General features: G+C 70.9%; 17 protein-coding genes. 13 read left to right on the plus strand and 4 right to left on the minus strand.

All coding sequences use genetic code 11. The features are described 5' to 3' along the window. The first annotated feature begins 48 nt into the window (after positions 1-48). The 12 genes from ACLF6P_RS07220 to ACLF6P_RS07275 all read left to right on the plus strand — a co-directional run bounded on the left by ACLF6P_RS07220 (position 49) and on the right by ACLF6P_RS07275 (position 9,736). Positions 49-597, plus strand: coding sequence for a GNAT family N-acetyltransferase (locus ACLF6P_RS07220; protein WP_415948997.1), 549 nt, complete (start codon positions 49-51; stop codon positions 595-597). 215 nt (positions 598-812) lie between these two features. After that, positions 813-896 carry a putative leader peptide gene (locus ACLF6P_RS07225; RefSeq protein WP_352248988.1) on the plus strand — a complete coding sequence of 28 codons (84 nt, stop codon included), beginning with the start codon at positions 813-815 and terminating at the stop codon, positions 894-896. A 160-nt stretch (positions 897-1,056) separates the two neighbouring features. Then, positions 1,057-2,751, plus strand: coding sequence for a nitrite/sulfite reductase (locus ACLF6P_RS07230; protein ID WP_415948998.1), 1,695 nt, complete (start codon positions 1,057-1,059; stop codon positions 2,749-2,751). Beyond that, complete coding sequence (locus ACLF6P_RS07235) at positions 2,748-3,005, plus strand: hypothetical protein (protein ID WP_415949161.1); 258 nt, start codon at positions 2,748-2,750, stop codon at positions 3,003-3,005. The genes ACLF6P_RS07230 and ACLF6P_RS07235 overlap by 4 nt, the downstream gene beginning before the upstream one ends. Next, positions 3,002-3,712 (plus strand): phosphoadenylyl-sulfate reductase, encoded by a 711-nt coding sequence (locus ACLF6P_RS07240; RefSeq protein WP_415948999.1) that lies wholly within the window; start codon positions 3,002-3,004, stop codon positions 3,710-3,712. The genes ACLF6P_RS07235 and ACLF6P_RS07240 overlap by 4 nt, the downstream gene beginning before the upstream one ends. Before the next feature lie 26 nt (positions 3,713-3,738). Beyond that, positions 3,739-4,272 (plus strand): adenylyl-sulfate kinase, encoded by a 534-nt coding sequence (gene cysC / locus ACLF6P_RS07245; RefSeq protein WP_415949000.1) that lies wholly within the window; start codon positions 3,739-3,741, stop codon positions 4,270-4,272. Beyond that, a complete protein-coding gene (cysD, locus tag ACLF6P_RS07250; RefSeq protein ID WP_415949001.1) occupies positions 4,269-5,207 on the plus strand; it encodes a sulfate adenylyltransferase subunit CysD in 939 nt (312 codons plus the stop codon). The genes cysC and cysD overlap by 4 nt, the downstream gene beginning before the upstream one ends. A 2-nt stretch (positions 5,208-5,209) precedes the next feature. Further along, entirely contained in the window at positions 5,210-6,562 is a 1,353-nt protein-coding gene (locus ACLF6P_RS07255) for a sulfate adenylyltransferase subunit 1 (protein ID WP_415949002.1), read from the plus strand. Between the two features lie 112 nt (positions 6,563-6,674). Then, a complete protein-coding gene (locus tag ACLF6P_RS07260; protein ID WP_415949151.1) occupies positions 6,675-7,457 on the plus strand; it encodes an ABC transporter ATP-binding protein in 783 nt (260 codons plus the stop codon). Further along, on the plus strand, positions 7,444-8,328 hold the full coding sequence (locus ACLF6P_RS07265; protein ID WP_415949003.1) for an ABC transporter permease: 885 nt from the start codon (positions 7,444-7,446) through the stop codon (positions 8,326-8,328). Before ACLF6P_RS07260 ends, ACLF6P_RS07265 begins: the two co-directional genes overlap by 14 nt. Positions 8,329-8,338: 10 nt before the next feature. Continuing rightward, positions 8,339-9,136 (plus strand): sirohydrochlorin chelatase, encoded by a 798-nt coding sequence (locus tag ACLF6P_RS07270; protein ID WP_415949004.1) that lies wholly within the window; start codon positions 8,339-8,341, stop codon positions 9,134-9,136. A 66-nt stretch (positions 9,137-9,202) separates the two neighbouring features. After that, positions 9,203-9,736 (plus strand): GNAT family N-acetyltransferase, encoded by a 534-nt coding sequence (locus ACLF6P_RS07275; protein WP_415949005.1) that lies wholly within the window; start codon positions 9,203-9,205, stop codon positions 9,734-9,736. A gap of 90 nt (positions 9,737-9,826) precedes the next feature. Here ACLF6P_RS07275 and ACLF6P_RS07280 read toward each other — a convergent pair whose 3' ends face one another. The 3 genes from ACLF6P_RS07280 to mgt all read right to left on the minus strand — a co-directional run bounded on the left by ACLF6P_RS07280 (position 9,827) and on the right by mgt (position 12,105). Next, positions 9,827-10,216, minus strand: a complete 390-nt coding sequence (locus ACLF6P_RS07280; protein WP_415949006.1) for a nuclear transport factor 2 family protein — start codon at positions 10,214-10,216, stop codon at positions 9,827-9,829. Beyond that, complete coding sequence (locus tag ACLF6P_RS07285; protein WP_415949007.1) at positions 10,213-10,758, minus strand: DUF1697 domain-containing protein; 546 nt, start codon at positions 10,756-10,758, stop codon at positions 10,213-10,215. Before ACLF6P_RS07285 ends, ACLF6P_RS07280 begins: the two co-directional genes overlap by 4 nt. Before the next feature lie 147 nt (positions 10,759-10,905). Next, positions 10,906-12,105: a macrolide-inactivating glycosyltransferase gene (gene mgt, locus ACLF6P_RS07290; protein WP_415949008.1), complete on the minus strand. Its 1,200-nt coding sequence runs from the start codon at positions 12,103-12,105 to the stop codon at positions 10,906-10,908. 190 nt (positions 12,106-12,295) lie between these two features. On the opposite strand from mgt, the gene ACLF6P_RS07295 reads away from it, so the two are divergent. After that, the gene (locus ACLF6P_RS07295; protein WP_415949009.1) at positions 12,296-13,159 is read left to right on the plus strand and encodes a phosphotransferase enzyme family protein; all 864 of its coding nucleotides are present in this window, start codon (positions 12,296-12,298) and stop codon (positions 13,157-13,159) included. A 72-nt stretch (positions 13,160-13,231) separates the two neighbouring features. Here the strand turns inward: ACLF6P_RS07295 and ACLF6P_RS07300 are convergent, their stop codons facing one another. Further along, positions 13,232-13,954 carry a 3'-5' exonuclease gene (locus ACLF6P_RS07300; RefSeq protein WP_415949010.1) on the minus strand — a complete coding sequence of 241 codons (723 nt, stop codon included), beginning with the start codon at positions 13,952-13,954 and terminating at the stop codon, positions 13,232-13,234. Between the last annotated feature and the right edge of the window lie 20 nt (positions 13,955-13,974).

Genomic DNA, 13,974 nt, shown 5'->3' on the forward strand with positions numbered 1-13,974 from the left:
CCGCCCCGGGGGTTGGGCCGGGTGCGGGCGCATGATTCGCTGGGCGGCATGAGCATCACTGTGACCACCTGGTCCCTGGAGCAGACCTCGCCCGCCGATCTGCGCCCCGCGCGCGAACCGGAGGGCGAGGTGCGGATCGTGCGCGCCGAGGTCCCCTCCGCCGATTTCAGCCGCTTCCTCTACTCCGCCGTAGGCGGCGACATCCAGTGGACCGACCGGCTGCGGCTGAGCCGCGCCGAGTGGCAGCGGCATCTGGAGCGTGAGGGGGTCGAGACGTGGGTCGCGTACGACAAGGGGACGCCGGCCGGGTACGTGGAGCTTGACGCCCAGAAGGAGGGGGTCGTCGAGATCCTCTACTTCGGGCTCCTCCCCGCCTTCCGGGGCCGCCGCATCGGCGGCCATCTCCTGACGTACGGGACCGCCCGCGCCTGGGATCTGGCCGAGCGCTGGCCGGGCCGCACGCCGACGAAGCGGGTCTGGCTGCACACCTGCAGCCTCGACGGCGAGCATGCGATGGACAACTACCTCCGGCGCGGCTTCCGGCTCTTCGACACCAAGGTGGAGGAGGAGCCGGAGCGCCCCTCGGCGCAGTGGTGAGCTCCCGCACGCAGCGGTGCTGAGCCGCCCCGCGCTCCTGTGCGCGGGGCGGCGAGCCGCGCCGCGCCGCCGCCCCTCCGGTGGTGACACCCGTGGTGACCTGGGCCGATCCCCGATCCGTGACCCAGACCACACCATCTCATCATGCAGGACAACACTGTCCACATGACGGACGATGCTGGACTGAGTCCAAAGTCCCGTGCCACGCTTCCGTCATGTCTCGAGCTGGAATTGCCTTGGTGAGTCGACGTCACGTCGACCTCGGCCGCGTGTCCAGCGCCATCTGTCCGGCGCGCTGAAGATCTCAGCACGACGCCGCACTTCCCCGGGCCCGACGTAGCCCGACCTCTTTCGACGAGCCTGCGCAATGACGCGCGCGTATCCCCGTACCTCCGTACGCCCGTACGCGTTTCCGTTTGCGCAGGTCAAAGCCGCGCACCTGCAGTGAAGGACACAGCCATGGCCGCCACCCCCAACAAGCCCGCACCAGCCCCACGCCGTCGGCCGGGACGTCACCGCGGCGAGGGTCAGTGGGCCGTCGGTCACTTCACTCCGCTCAACGGCAACGAGCAGTTCAAGAAGGACGACGACGGTCTCAATGTGCGGACACGCATTGAGACGATCTACTCCAAGACCGGATTCGACTCGATCGACCCCAACGACCTGCGCGGCCGGATGCGCTGGTGGGGCCTGTACACCCAGCGCAAGCCCGGGATCGACGGCGGCAAGACGGCCGTCCTCGAACCCGAGGAGCTCGACGACAAGTACTTCATGCTCCGTGTCCGCGTCGACGGCGGCCGGCTGACCACCGAGCAGCTGCGGGTGATCGGTGAGATCTCCCAGGAGTTCGCGCGCGGCACCGCCGACATCACCGACCGGCAGAACATCCAGTACCACTGGATCCGGATCGAGGACGTGCCCGAGATCTGGCGGCGGCTCGAAGGCGTGGGCCTGTCCACCACGGAAGCCTGCGGTGACACCCCGCGTGTCATCCTCGGCTCGCCCGTGGCGGGGATCGCCCAGGACGAGATCATCGACGGCACGCCCGCGCTGGAGGAGATCCACCGCCGCATCGTCGGCAACCCCGACTTCTCCAACCTGCCGCGCAAGTTCAAGAGCGCGATCTCCGGTTCCCCGCTGCTCGACGTGGCGCACGAGATCAACGACATCGCGTTCGTCGGGGTCGAGCACCCCGAGCACGGTCCCGGCTTCGACGTCTGGGTCGGCGGCGGCCTGTCCACCAACCCGAAGATCGGCCAGCGGCTCGGCGCCTGGGTGCCGCTGGACGAGGTGCCCGATGTCTACGAGGGCGTCATCTCGATCTTCCGCGACTACGGCTACCGGCGGCTGCGCACCCGCGCCCGCCTGAAGTTCCTGCTCGCCGACTGGGGCACGGAGAAGTTCCGCCAGGTCCTGGAGGACGAGTACCTCAAGCGCAAGCTCGTCGACGGGCCCGCGCCCGCGCAGCCCGTGGGCCGCTGGCGCGACCACGTCGGCGTGCACAAGCAGCAGGACGGCAACTACTACGTGGGCTTCGCACCGCGCGTCGGCCGCGTCGACGGTGCCACGCTCACCAAGATCGCCGAGGTGGCCGAGGCGCACGGCTCGGGCCGGCTGCGTACCACCGCCGAGCAGAAGATGCTGGTCCTCGATGTCACCGAGGACCGCGTCGACTCCCTCGTGGCGGCCCTGGAGGCCCTCGATCTGACCGTCAACCCCTCGCCGTTCAGGCGCGGCACGATGGCCTGCACCGGGATCGAGTTCTGCAAGCTGGCGATCGTGGAGACGAAGGCGCGCGGCGCCTCCCTCATCGACGAGCTCGAGCGCCGCATCCCCGATTTCGACGAGCCGATCACCATCAACATCAACGGCTGCCCCAACGCCTGCGCCCGTATCCAGGTGGCGGACATCGGTCTCAAGGGACAGCTGGTCCTCGACGAGAACGGCGAGCAGGTCGAGGGCTACCAGGTGCACCTCGGCGGCGCCCTGGGCCTGGACGCCGGTTTCGGCCGCAAGGTCCGTGGCCTGAAGGTCACCTCGGCCGAGCTGCCCGACTACATCGAGCGGGTCGTCAAGCGCTTCCAGGCGGAGCGCGAGGACGGCGAGCGCTTCGCCGCCTGGACCGCGCGTGCCTCGGAAGAGGCCCTGTCGTGAGCGAGCGGGCGGCGCCGTTCCACTGCCCGTACTGCGGGGACGAGGATCTGCGCCCCAACGAGACGGGCCACGGCGCCTGGGAGTGCGCCTCCTGCAACCGGGCCTTCCAGCTGAAGTTCCTCGGGCTGCTGGCCCGGGGCGTCCGGAAGACCTCGCAGACCTCGCAGAACTCGCAGCACTCGCAGAACTCAAACTCACAGGCCTCACAGAACTCTCAGACCTCGCAGAACTCCGGTGGAGGGGACGGGATATGAGCACGGCTCAGACGCAGCGCACGGCCGAAGAACTGGAAGCGCTCGCCGAACAGGCGGGCCGCGACCTGGAGGAGGCCTCTCCGCTCGACATCCTCAGGTGGGCGGCCGAGACCTTCGGCCCGCGCTTCTGCGTCACCTCCTCGATGGAGGACGCGGTGGTCGCGCATCTCGCCTCGCGTGCGATGCCCGGCGTGGACGTGGTCTTCCTCGACACCGGCTACCACTTCCCCGAGACCATCGGCACCGCGGACGCGGTGGGCGCGGTCATGGACGTCAACCTGATCACGCTCACACCCGTGCAGTCGGTGACCGAGCAGGACGCCGAGTACGGGCCGAAGCTGCACGACCGCGACCCGGACCTGTGCTGCGCGCTGCGCAAGGTCAAGCCGCTTGAGCAGGGCCTTGCCGGATACGACGCGTGGGCGACGGGGCTGCGCCGCGACGAGTCGCCGACCCGCGCGAACACCCCGGTGGTCGGCTGGGACGCCAAGCGGCAGAAGGTCAAGATCGCGCCGATCGCCCGCTGGACACAGGCCGACGTGGACGCCTACGTCGCCGAACACGGCGTACTGACCAATCCGCTGCTCGACGACGGCTATCCGTCGATCGGCTGCGCGCCCTGCACCTTCCGGGTCGCCGAGGGCGAGGACGCGCGCTCGGGCCGCTGGGCCGGGCGGGCCAAGACGGAATGCGGGTTGCACGGATGAGTGCTGGAACTTCCGAGGAGAGCAACGTGACCGGAGCCACCATCTGGCTCACCGGGCTGCCGAGCGCGGGCAAGACCACCATCGCGAACGAACTCGCGGACCGGCTGCGCGCCGAGGGCGAGCGCGTCGAGGTGCTCGACGGGGACGAGATCCGCGAGTTCCTCTCCGCGGGTCTCGGCTTCTCGCGCGAGGACCGGCACATCAACGTGCAGCGCATCGGCTTCGTGTCGGAGCTGCTCGCCTCGAACGGTGTGAAAGTGCTCGTCCCGGTCATCGCCCCGTACGCGGACAGCCGCGAGGCGGTGCGCAAGCGGCACCAGAGCGAGGGCACGCCCTATCTGGAGGTCCATGTGGCCACCCCGGTGGACGTCTGCTCCGTACGCGATGTGAAGGGCCTGTACGCCAAGCAGGCGGCGGGCGAGATCTCCGGGCTCACCGGCGTGGACGACCCGTACGAGGCGCCCGAGGCACCCGATCTGCGGATCGAGTCGCAGGACCAGACCGTGCAGGAATCGGCCGCGGCGCTTCATGCGCTGCTCAGTGAGAGGGGTCTGGCGTGACCACGACCGTTGCATCCGTCGCGGGGGAGACCGACTCCCCGTACGCGCTCAGCCACTTGGACGCCCTCGAGTCCGAGGCGGTGCACATCTTCCGTGAGGTGGCGGGCGAGTTCGAGCGGCCGGTGATCCTGTTCTCCGGCGGCAAGGACTCGATCCTGATGCTGCATCTGGCGCTGAAGGCCTTCGCCCCGGCGCCGGTCCCGTTCTCGCTCCTGCACGTCGACACGGGCCACAACTTCCCCGAGGTGCTGGCGTACCGCGACCGGGTGGTTGCCGAGCACGGGCTTCGGCTGCATGTCGCCTCCGTGCAGGACTACATCGACCGCGGGGTCCTCAAGGAGCGCCCCGACGGCACCCGCAACCCGCTGCAGACGCTGCCGCTGACCGAGAAGATCGCCGCGGAGAAGTTCGACGCGGTCTTCGGCGGCGGGCGCCGCGACGAGGAGAAGGCGCGCGCCAAGGAGCGGGTGTTCTCGCTGCGCGACGAGTTCTCGCAGTGGGACCCGCGCCGCCAGCGCCCCGAGCTGTGGAACCTGTACAACGGCCGGCACGCGCCGGGCGAGCACGTCCGCGTCTTCCCGCTGTCCAACTGGACCGAGCTCGACGTATGGCAGTACATCGCACGCGAGCACATCGAACTGCCCGAGATCTACTTCGCGCACGAGCGCGAGGTGTTCTCCCGCTCGGGGATGTGGCTGACCGCGGGCGAATGGGGCGGCCCGAAGGAGACCGAGCCGGTCCAGAGGCGTCTCGTGCGCTACCGCACCGTCGGCGACATGTCCTGCACCGGCGCCGTCGACTCCGACGCCGCCACGCTGGAGCAGGTCATCGCCGAGATCGCCGCATCGCGGCTCACCGAACGAGGGGCCACCCGCGCCGACGACAAGCTGTCCGAGGCCGCGATGGAGGACCGTAAGCGCGAGGGGTACTTCTAGCCATGACGAGCACCACCGGTCAGCTGACCGATATCGACGGCCTGTCCGCCACGACGCTGCTGCGGTTCGCCACCGCAGGCTCCGTGGACGACGGCAAGTCCACCCTCGTGGGACGGCTCCTGCACGACTCCAAGTCGGTGCTCACCGACCAGCTGGAAGCCGTGGAGCGGGCCTCCGCGAGCCGCGGCCAGGAGGCACCCGACCTGGCGCTGCTCACCGACGGGCTGCGGGCGGAGCGCGAGCAGGGCATCACCATCGATGTCGCCTACCGCTACTTCGCCACGCCCCGGCGCCGGTTCATCCTCGCGGACACGCCCGGCCATGTGCAGTACACCCGCAACATGGTCACCGGCGCCTCCACCGCCGAGCTGACGGTGATCCTGGTCGACGCGCGCAACGGCGTCGTCGAGCAGACCCGCCGGCACGCCGCGATCGCCGCGCTGCTCCGTGTCCCGCACGTCGTCCTCGCGGTCAACAAGATGGACCTCGTCGGCTACGAGGAGGCGGTCTTCGCGAAGATCGCCGAGGAGTTCACGACGTACGCCGGTGAACTCGGCGTCCCCGAGATCACCGCGATCCCGATCTCCGCGCTCGCCGGCGACAACGTCGTGGAGCCCTCCGCGCACATGGACTGGTACGCGGGCCCCACGTTCCTGGAGCACCTGGAGACCGTCCCGGTCAGCCATGACCTCGCGACCTGCCACGCCCGCTTCCCGGTGCAGGTGGTGATCCGGCCGCAGACCGCCGAGCACCCCGACTACCGGGGCTACGCGGGGCAGATCGCCGCCGGTACCTTCCGGGTCGGCGAGGAGGTCAAGGTGCTGCCCTCCGGACGGAGTTCGAAGATCTCCGGGATCGATCTGCTCGGCAGGAGCGTGGACGTGGCGTGGACGCCGCAGTCCGTCACGCTGCTCCTGGAAGACGACATCGACATCTCGCGCGGCGATCTCATCGTGCCCGCCCACGACGCCCCGGCCGCCGGCCAGGACATCGAGGCGACGGTCTGCCATGTGGCCGACCAGCCGCTCTCGGTCGGGCAGCGGGTACTCCTGAAGCACACCACCCGTACGGTCAAGGCGATCGTCAAGGAGATCCCCTCCCGGCTCACCCTCGACGACCTCTCCCAGCACCCCGAGCCCGGGCAGCTGGTCGCCAACGACATCGGCCGGGTGAGGATCCGTACCGCCGAACCGCTCGCGCTCGACTCCTACGCCGACTCGCGCCGTACCGGATCCTTCCTGCTCATCGACCCGGCGGACGGCACCACGCTCGCCGCCGGCATGTCCGGTGAGGCCTTCGCCCAGGGCGATGAACCCGCGACAGCCGAAGTGGACGACGAGGGCTGGGACTTCTGAAACCGCTGACGCAGCACCGCAGTCCCCGCCCCGCCGCACAGCCGTAACCGCCCGTCAGGGCGGTGCCGGCCCGACGAGAGGACCGCCTCCCGTGACCGCCGACCTCACCGCCCTGCCCGCGCCCGCCCGGACCGCCGCCACCGGCCCGGACTTCGCCGTCCACCTCGACGGCGTCTCGAAGAGCTTCGGGCCCGCCCACGCCCCCCAGGTCGTCCTCGACGACATCCGGCTCGGTGTGGCACCCGGCGAATTCCTCTGCCTGCTCGGCGCTTCGGGCTGCGGCAAGTCCACGCTGCTCAACCTGGTGGCGGGCCTGGACCGGCCCTCCGCGGGCCGGGTCAGCGTGCCCGCGGGGCGGCCCGCCCTGATGTTCCAGGACCATGCGCTGTTCCCGTGGCTGAGCGCCGGACGCAATATCGAGCTGGCCCTGCGGCTGGCCGGGGTGGCCAAGGCGGAGCGGCGCGAGCAGGCGCAGGAGCTGCTGCGTCTGGTGCGGCTCCCGGACGCGTACGGGAAGCGGGTGCACCAGCTGTCCGGCGGGATGCGGCAGCGGGTGGCGCTGGCCAGGGCGCTGGCCCAGGGCAGTGAGGTTCTCCTGATGGACGAGCCCTTCGCGGCGCTCGACGCCATCACCCGTGACCTGCTGCACGAGGAGCTCACCCGGGTCTGGAGCGAGCGGAAGCTGACCGTCCTGTTCGTCACGCACAACGTGCGCGAAGCGGTGCGGCTCGGGCAGCGTGTGGTGCTCCTGTCCTCCCGGCCGGGCCGCGTCGCCCGGGACTGGGACGTCGACCTGCCCTACCCCCGCCGGATCGAGGACGCCGACGTCACCTCCTTCGCCCGGGAGATCACCGGCCATCTGCACGAGGAGATCGTTCGACATGCCCGCCACTGACGCGTCCGGCACTCGTCAGGCGGTGGTCTGCTCCGAGGAGGAGATGGCCTCCGGGCTCGATGCTCTGGAGACCCCCGCCGCGGCCAAGGACACCTCGCGCAGGCTGCTCGCGAAGGCCGTGCCTCCCCTGGCCGCCATCGCCCTGGTGCTCGGCCTGTGGCAGCTCGCCCACACCTTCCAGTGGTCGGCATCCCTGCCCTCGCCCGCCGCGGTCTGGGGCGAGCTCGCCGACGCGCAGGCCGAGGGGACGCTGCTGCCCGCGCTCGGGCACAGTCTCCTGCGCTGCCTGCTCGGCTTCGGCATCGCGGCCGTGATCGGCATTCCGCTCGGGCTGCTCCTGACCCGGGTCACCGCGCTGCGCAGCGTCTTCGGCCCCATCCTGTCCGCGCTGCAGTCACTGCCCGCCGCCGGTCTCGTGCCCGTCGCCGTGATCGCCCTCGGCAATTCCGAGCAGGCCGTGTACGCGGTGGTGCTGCTCGGAGCGGTCCCGTCGATCGCGGTGTCGATGGCGGCCGGGGTGGACCAGGTGCCGCCGCTGCTGCTGCGCGCCGGGCGTTCGATGGGCGCCTCCGGGCTGCGCGGGGCGCTGCACGTCCTGGTGCCCGCCGCGCTGCCCAGTCTGATCACCGCGCTCCGGCAGGGCTGGACCTTCGGCTGGCGGGCCCTGATGACCGCCGAACTGATCACGGCGACCCCGCTGCCAGGTATCGGCCGGATGCTCGCCGAGGGCAAGGAGTCCGCTTCGATGAGCCTGGTGCTCGCCTCGGTGCTGCTGATCCTCGCGGTCGGTGTGCTCGTCGAGTCCGTGCTGTTCGCCCCGCTGCAGCAGCGGGTGCTGCGCAGCCGGGGCCTGGCCGCTGGACGGGACTGAGGGAGGCGTGATGAAGGTGAGACCAGTGCTGCCGGGACCGACCGGCCTGCCCCGGCCCGCGCTCCTCGTGGTCGCCCACGGCAGCCGCGACCCGCGCCATGCCGCGAGCGTGCATGCGCTCGTCGGCCGGCTCCGCGCCGAGCGCCCCGGGCTGCGGGTGGAGACCGGTTTCCTCGACTTCAACGCACCCTCCGTACCGCGGGTGCTCGAACGCCTCGCCGCCGAGGGCGCCCGGGATGTGGTGGCGCTTCCGCTGCTGCTCACCCGCGCCTTCCACGCGAAGGCCGACATCCCCGCCGTACTCGACGAGGCGGGGGCCCGGCTGCCGCAGCTGCGGATCCGGCAGGCCGAGGTGCTCGGCCCCTCGCCACTGCTCGTCGACGCGCTCGAACGGCGGCTGTACGAGGCCGGGCTCACGCCCGGCGACAAGAGCTCGACCGGCCTCGTACTGGCCTCGGCGGGCTCCTCCGACCCGGAGGCGATCGCGGTGATCGCAGAAATCGCGCGGGAGTGGCGGCGCACCGGTTGGTGTGCCGTGCGGCCCGCGTTCGCCTCCGCATCCCTGCCCCGTACGGAGGATGCCGTACGGGAACTGCGCGCCGAGGGCGTCCGGCGGATCGCCGTCGCGCCGTACGTCCTCGCGCCCGGTTTTCTGCCGGACCGGATCGCCCGCGGGGCGCGGGAGGCCGGTGCGGACGTCCTGGCGGATGTGCTGGGACCGGCGCCGGAGGTGGCGCGGCTGCTCGCCGCGCGCTACGAGGCCGCCTGCCGTACGGCGCTCCCCCTCGTGGGCGGACTGGCAGCCTGAACAATCCGCTCCTCTGTGCCCGAAAGCTGGTTGCCGCGAGGCGAAACGGTGCCTAGCGTCGGCCCTGTGACTCCCGAACTGCGCACCGAACGCCTCACCCTGTCCCCGTATGTCCGGTCCGACGAGGGCGATTTCGTGGCCCTCTTCCAGAACACGGAGTCCGGACGGTGGTTCTGGGAAGGCCCCGAGCGCCCGCCCGCGGCCCAGGACCACGCGCTGTTCGGCCGAATATTCTCGCTGATCTACGCCGAGGACCGCTTCCCCGTCTGGGCGGTGCGCCACGAGGGCCGCTACATCGGCCACGCCGAGATCAAGCCCTCGCCCGAATCCTGGCTCCACGGCCACGAGATCGTCTACGGCCTGACGGTGAGCAGCTGGGGCCAGGGCTTCGGCACCGAACTCGCCACCGGCCTCACGACCTACGGACACGAACAACTGGGCCTCACGGAGGTCCACGCCACGGTGAACGCGGAGAACGCACGCTCCCTGAAGGTCCTCGAAAGAATCGGATACCTCCACGCCAAGGACGTCCGCGAACAGGACGGCAGCACAACCCGTCTGCTCACCCACCGCGTGGCCTCGAACACCACCCGGACATGACCGATACGCCCCCCGCGGCCCCTTCCGGCGATGCGCCTTCCTGCTCGGCGGCGGCCTGCCGGTACGGCGTCTCGGTGCGGCCGGACAGGCTCAGTTCTCCGGCGTGAACGGGGTTGCCTGGTGGAACCACAGGCGCCAGCCCTCGGGGGTGTGGCGCCACAGGGAGCTGCGGTGGGCGTGGCGTCCGTTGTTCTCCGAGTCGAAGGTGAGCTGGACCAGGTCGTCGGCGAGCTGGACGCCGCGCATGCGGGAGGCCACGATCGGTGCCCCGTTGTCGAGGCCCGATGCGGCGAGGGCCGCGATGATCGAAGGCCGGTCCCAGACGGTCCCGGAGGAGCCGAACTCGAAGAACTCCTCGTGCAGCAGCTCCCCCACGGCCTCCGCGTCCCTGCGCACCTCCGGGTCGAGGAGGCGCAGCTCGGCCTCGATGGCGGCGGTGACGGCGGTGACGGCGGTGACGGCGGTGGACTGCTCGGTCATCGGGTCAGCTCCACAAGCTTGGTGACGGTGTTCCAGTTGCGTGTGGTGGCGATCATGCCCTTGGTCATCCTCGGGCGCGACAGCATTTCCGCGAGCTTGGAGCGGCCGAGCCCCTTGGGCGCATACAGGTAGAGGCAGCGGTCGCCGAGACTGAACTCCTCGGGCTGGAAGGCCGGCGGGTCGATCTCGGCATAGCGCTCGGGGTCCGGCTGGGTGGAGAGATACGTGATGTGGAGCTGCTTGGGTTCCAGGTCCACGGCCGGGTAGGGGCAGGCCTCGGCTACGGCCTTGAGGTAGGCGTGCTCGCGGACCAGGCAGTCCACCGGGAAGCCGAAGTGCTGTTCGATGGCCTTGGCGATCTCCGCGGCGAGGCTCTCCTCGTCGCCCTTCTCGGCGGTGAAGGAGACGTTGCCGCTCTGCAGGTACGTGGTGACCTCGCCGTAGCCGAGTCCCGTGAGGAGGGTGCGCAGTTCGGCCATGGGCACCTTGGCGTGGCCGCCGACGTTGATGCCGCGCAGCAGGGTCGCGTAATTCTTCGTCATGGTCGAGAACGATAGGCGCCGGGACCGACAGTCGAGGGCGGCCCGCCGGAAATGCCCGCGGGCCGCGGGTCTTGGCCGCGGGCCGCCCTCGGTCGTGCAAGCTCCGCCGTGTCCCGGTCGGGTCAGCTCGGTCTCGTCTCGGTCGGGTCAGCTCTCGCGCAGTTCGGCCTCGACCAGATCGGCCGCCCGCCGGGTGCCGCCCTCGGCCGCGGTCTGTGCCTGCAGCTCGGTGAGCCTGCGGGCAACGTCCGGGTCCGAGGACAGGGCGAGCACAGCCTCGCGGAGCACCTCGGCGGTGGCCTCCTCGGTGGCGATCTGCCTGGCCACGCCGAGTTCCTGCAGCATGGCGGCGTTGCCGAACTGGTCGACGGCCTGCGGCACCGCGATCATCGGGGTCGCGGTGGCCAGGCCTTCCTGGCTGCCGCCCGCGCCGGCGTGGGTGATGAAGGCATCGGCCTGGCGCAGGATCGCGAGCTGCGGCACCCAGCTGTGCAGCTCGATGTTGCCCGGGATCTCGCCGAGTTCGGCCGGGTCCACATGCTTGCCGATCTGCAGCACGACATGCCAGCCGGGCAGCTCGCCGAAGGCCTTGACGCACTCGCGGTAGAAGCCGGGCTGCTTGGTGAAGGTCGAGCCGAGCGAGACGAGGAGTACGTGTTCGGCGTTCTCGGGCCGCTGCCACCGGCCCTGTTCGGCGCGCTCGCCCTGGCAGGCGCCGACGAAGGTGTAGACGGACTCGTCGACCCGGTCGGCATTCGGCTGAAGCGCCTTGGGGATCACGACGATGCAGCGGTCGGGGCGGCCCATGAAGTCCTCCACCGAGAGGTCCATGCCGTTCTCGGCGATCCAGCCGGCGAACGTCTCGAAGAACTTCCGCCCGCGCTCGGTCTCCTTGAGGGGGTCCATGGTCGGCTTGCCGATCTCCTCCTCGTATCCCTTCCAGGCGACGAGGTTCGGCGAGAGCTGCACGATCGGCACGCCCCAGCGGTGCGCGAGGACGCGGGCCGGGTAGGCGGTGATGTCGTAGAGGACGAGGTCCGGTTCATCTCCCTCGTAGAGCTCGGCGAGCTGGGGCAGCGCCTGAATTGCGTCGCTCAGGAACGGCTCGATGTTGTCGATGAGTTCGGTGCCCCAGGCGTCCGGGTCGTCACCGGTCGGCAGCGTCGACTTCCAGACCTTCGGTTCGGCACCGGCCTCGGCGACCTTCTCGGCGAAGGACTCGGGGATCGCGTAGGTGACGCGGTGTCCGCGGGCGACGAGCTCGCGGATGACTTCCAGGCTGGGGTTCACATGCCCGGGGGCGGCGATGGAGAACATGGCGATGTGTGCGGGCTTGTGAGCTGTCATACGCAGAAGATTAGACGAGACGTATCGTCTCGCACAAGGCTTTTCTCTCGTGGGGCGGGTGCGGCCCGCGCGGATGCAAGACTTGCCTGGTCACAAGAGGGAAGAGCCCGGAGCGGCACGGAACGGTGCGGAACGGCACGGAACGGTGCGGAACGGTGCGGGCATGAGCGGATCGGCACGGAGGCGGCGGATGGACGAGGCAAGGGCGCGCGAGGTGCTCGACGGCGCGGGATTCGCCGGGGACGCGCGGCTGCTCGCGCTCGGCGAGAACGCGGTGTTCGCGCTCGGTGAGCTCGTCGTGAAGGTCGGCCGCCGCGCGCCGGAGCTGGTCGAGCGGGCCGGGCGCGAGGTGCGGATCGCCGGGTGGCTCGCCGGGGCGGGGGTGCCGGCGGTGCGGGCCGCCGAGCCGGCGCCGCGCGTTCTCGACGGGCATCCGGTCACGGTGTGGCACCGGCTCGGCGATCCGGTGCGGCCCCCACAGGCCGCGGATCTGGCCGCGCTGATCCGCAAGGTGCACGAGCTCGACTCCCCGCCCGCGGACTCCTTCACCCTTGAGCGCCGCGAGCTGCTCGGCGGAGTGAAGCGGTGGCTCCGGCTGGCCGGGGACGCGATCGACCCGGCGGATGCGGAGTTCCTGCGGGCGCGCGTGGACTCGTTCGCACAGGCCGTACGGAGCCTCGTACCGCATCTGCCGAAGGGGCCGATCCACGGGGACGCGCTGCCGCGGAACGTCCTCGTGACGGCCGAAGGGCCGGTGCTCGTGGACCTGGAGACGTTCTCCGCGGACTTCCGTGAGCACGATCTCGTGGTGATGGCGCTGTCCCGCGACCGGTACGGGCTCGATCCCGCCGCCTATGACTCCTTCGTCCGGGCGTACGGCTGGGATGTGCGGGAGTGGGAGGGGTGCGCGGTGCTGCGGGGCGCCCGGGAGACGGCGAGCTGCGCCTGGGTGGCGCAGCACGCGTCCGCCAATCCGAAGGCGCTCGCGGAGTTCCGGCGGCGGGTGGGCTCGCTGCGGGACGGGGACGCGTCGGTGCGGTGGTATCCGTTCTGACGTGCGAGCTGTGACGTGCGACGTCTGACGTGCGACGCGGGTGGGCCGTCGGCGCGAGCGCGGGCCGGCGTGTCAGCCCACCCGGTCGGTGAGGGCCCGCATCGGCCAGGTCGCCTCGACCACGGCCGTCGTGTCCCCCTTGGCCCGCAGGAACTCCTGGAAGTCGGCCGCCCAGTCCGCGTACCAGGCGATCTGCTGCCGGTGCAGGCTCGCCGGACCGAGCGCGCCGAGCTTGGGATAGCGGTCGGCTATCGCCACGGCCAGGCGGGCGGCGGCGAGCGCGTCGGCCGTCGCATTGTGGGCATCGCCGAGGACCACGCCGTACTCCGCGCAGACCGCCGTCAGATTGCGCTTGCCTTTGCGGTAGCGATCCGCGGTGCGGTCGATGATGTACGGGTCGATCACAGGGGCGGGCTCGCGGCCGCCGAGGCGCTCGCTCAGCGAGGGCAGGCCGTGGCGCTGCAACTCGGCGGAGAGCAGGGTCAGATCGAAGCTCGCGTTGTACGCCACGACCGGGACGCCCGCGTCCCAGTAGCCCGCGAGGGCGCGGGCCACCTCGTCGGCGACGCGGTCGGCGGGGCGGCCCTCGCTCGCCGCGCGCTCGCTGCTGATGCCGTGCACCGCGACCGCCTCCGCGGGGATCGGCACGCCCGGGTCGGCGAGCCACTCCTTGCGGCCTGCCGGCTTCCCACCCCTGACCTCGATCAGTGCGGCGGTCACGATGCGCGAGGTACGCGGGTCCGTGCCGGTGGTTTCGAGGTCGAAGCCGATCAGCAGCTCCTGGTGCCAGCCCATGCGTGGCGCCTCCTTCGTTG

This window comes from Streptomyces lothianensis (genome assembly GCF_047779955.1).
In the GTDB taxonomy this organism is placed as follows: Bacteria; Actinomycetota; Actinomycetes; order Streptomycetales; family Streptomycetaceae; genus Streptomyces.

Bases quoted from the DNA above. Each gene is read 5' to 3' on its own strand.
- ACLF6P_RS07220 (WP_415948997.1), top strand. From the start codon at position 49: ATGAGCATCACTGTGACCACCTGGTCCCTGGAGCAGACCTCGCCCGCC.
- ACLF6P_RS07225 (WP_352248988.1), top strand. From the start codon at position 813: ATGTCTCGAGCTGGAATTGCCTTGGTGAGTCGACGTCACGTCGACCTC.
- ACLF6P_RS07230 (WP_415948998.1), top strand. From the start codon at position 1,057: ATGGCCGCCACCCCCAACAAGCCCGCACCAGCCCCACGCCGTCGGCCG.
- ACLF6P_RS07240 (WP_415948999.1), top strand. From the start codon at position 3,002: ATGAGCACGGCTCAGACGCAGCGCACGGCCGAAGAACTGGAAGCGCTC.
- ACLF6P_RS07255 (WP_415949002.1), top strand. From the start codon at position 5,210: ATGACGAGCACCACCGGTCAGCTGACCGATATCGACGGCCTGTCCGCC.
- ACLF6P_RS07265 (WP_415949003.1), top strand. From the start codon at position 7,444: ATGCCCGCCACTGACGCGTCCGGCACTCGTCAGGCGGTGGTCTGCTCC.
- ACLF6P_RS07270 (WP_415949004.1), top strand. From the start codon at position 8,339: ATGAAGGTGAGACCAGTGCTGCCGGGACCGACCGGCCTGCCCCGGCCC.
- ACLF6P_RS07280 (WP_415949006.1), bottom strand. From the start codon at position 10,216: ATGACCGAGCAGTCCACCGCCGTCACCGCCGTCACCGCCGTCACCGCC.
- ACLF6P_RS07285 (WP_415949007.1), bottom strand. From the start codon at position 10,758: ATGACGAAGAATTACGCGACCCTGCTGCGCGGCATCAACGTCGGCGGC.
- mgt (WP_415949008.1), bottom strand. From the start codon at position 12,105: ATGACAGCTCACAAGCCCGCACACATCGCCATGTTCTCCATCGCCGCC.
- ACLF6P_RS07295 (WP_415949009.1), top strand. From the start codon at position 12,296: ATGGACGAGGCAAGGGCGCGCGAGGTGCTCGACGGCGCGGGATTCGCC.
- ACLF6P_RS07300 (WP_415949010.1), bottom strand. From the start codon at position 13,954: ATGGGCTGGCACCAGGAGCTGCTGATCGGCTTCGACCTCGAAACCACC.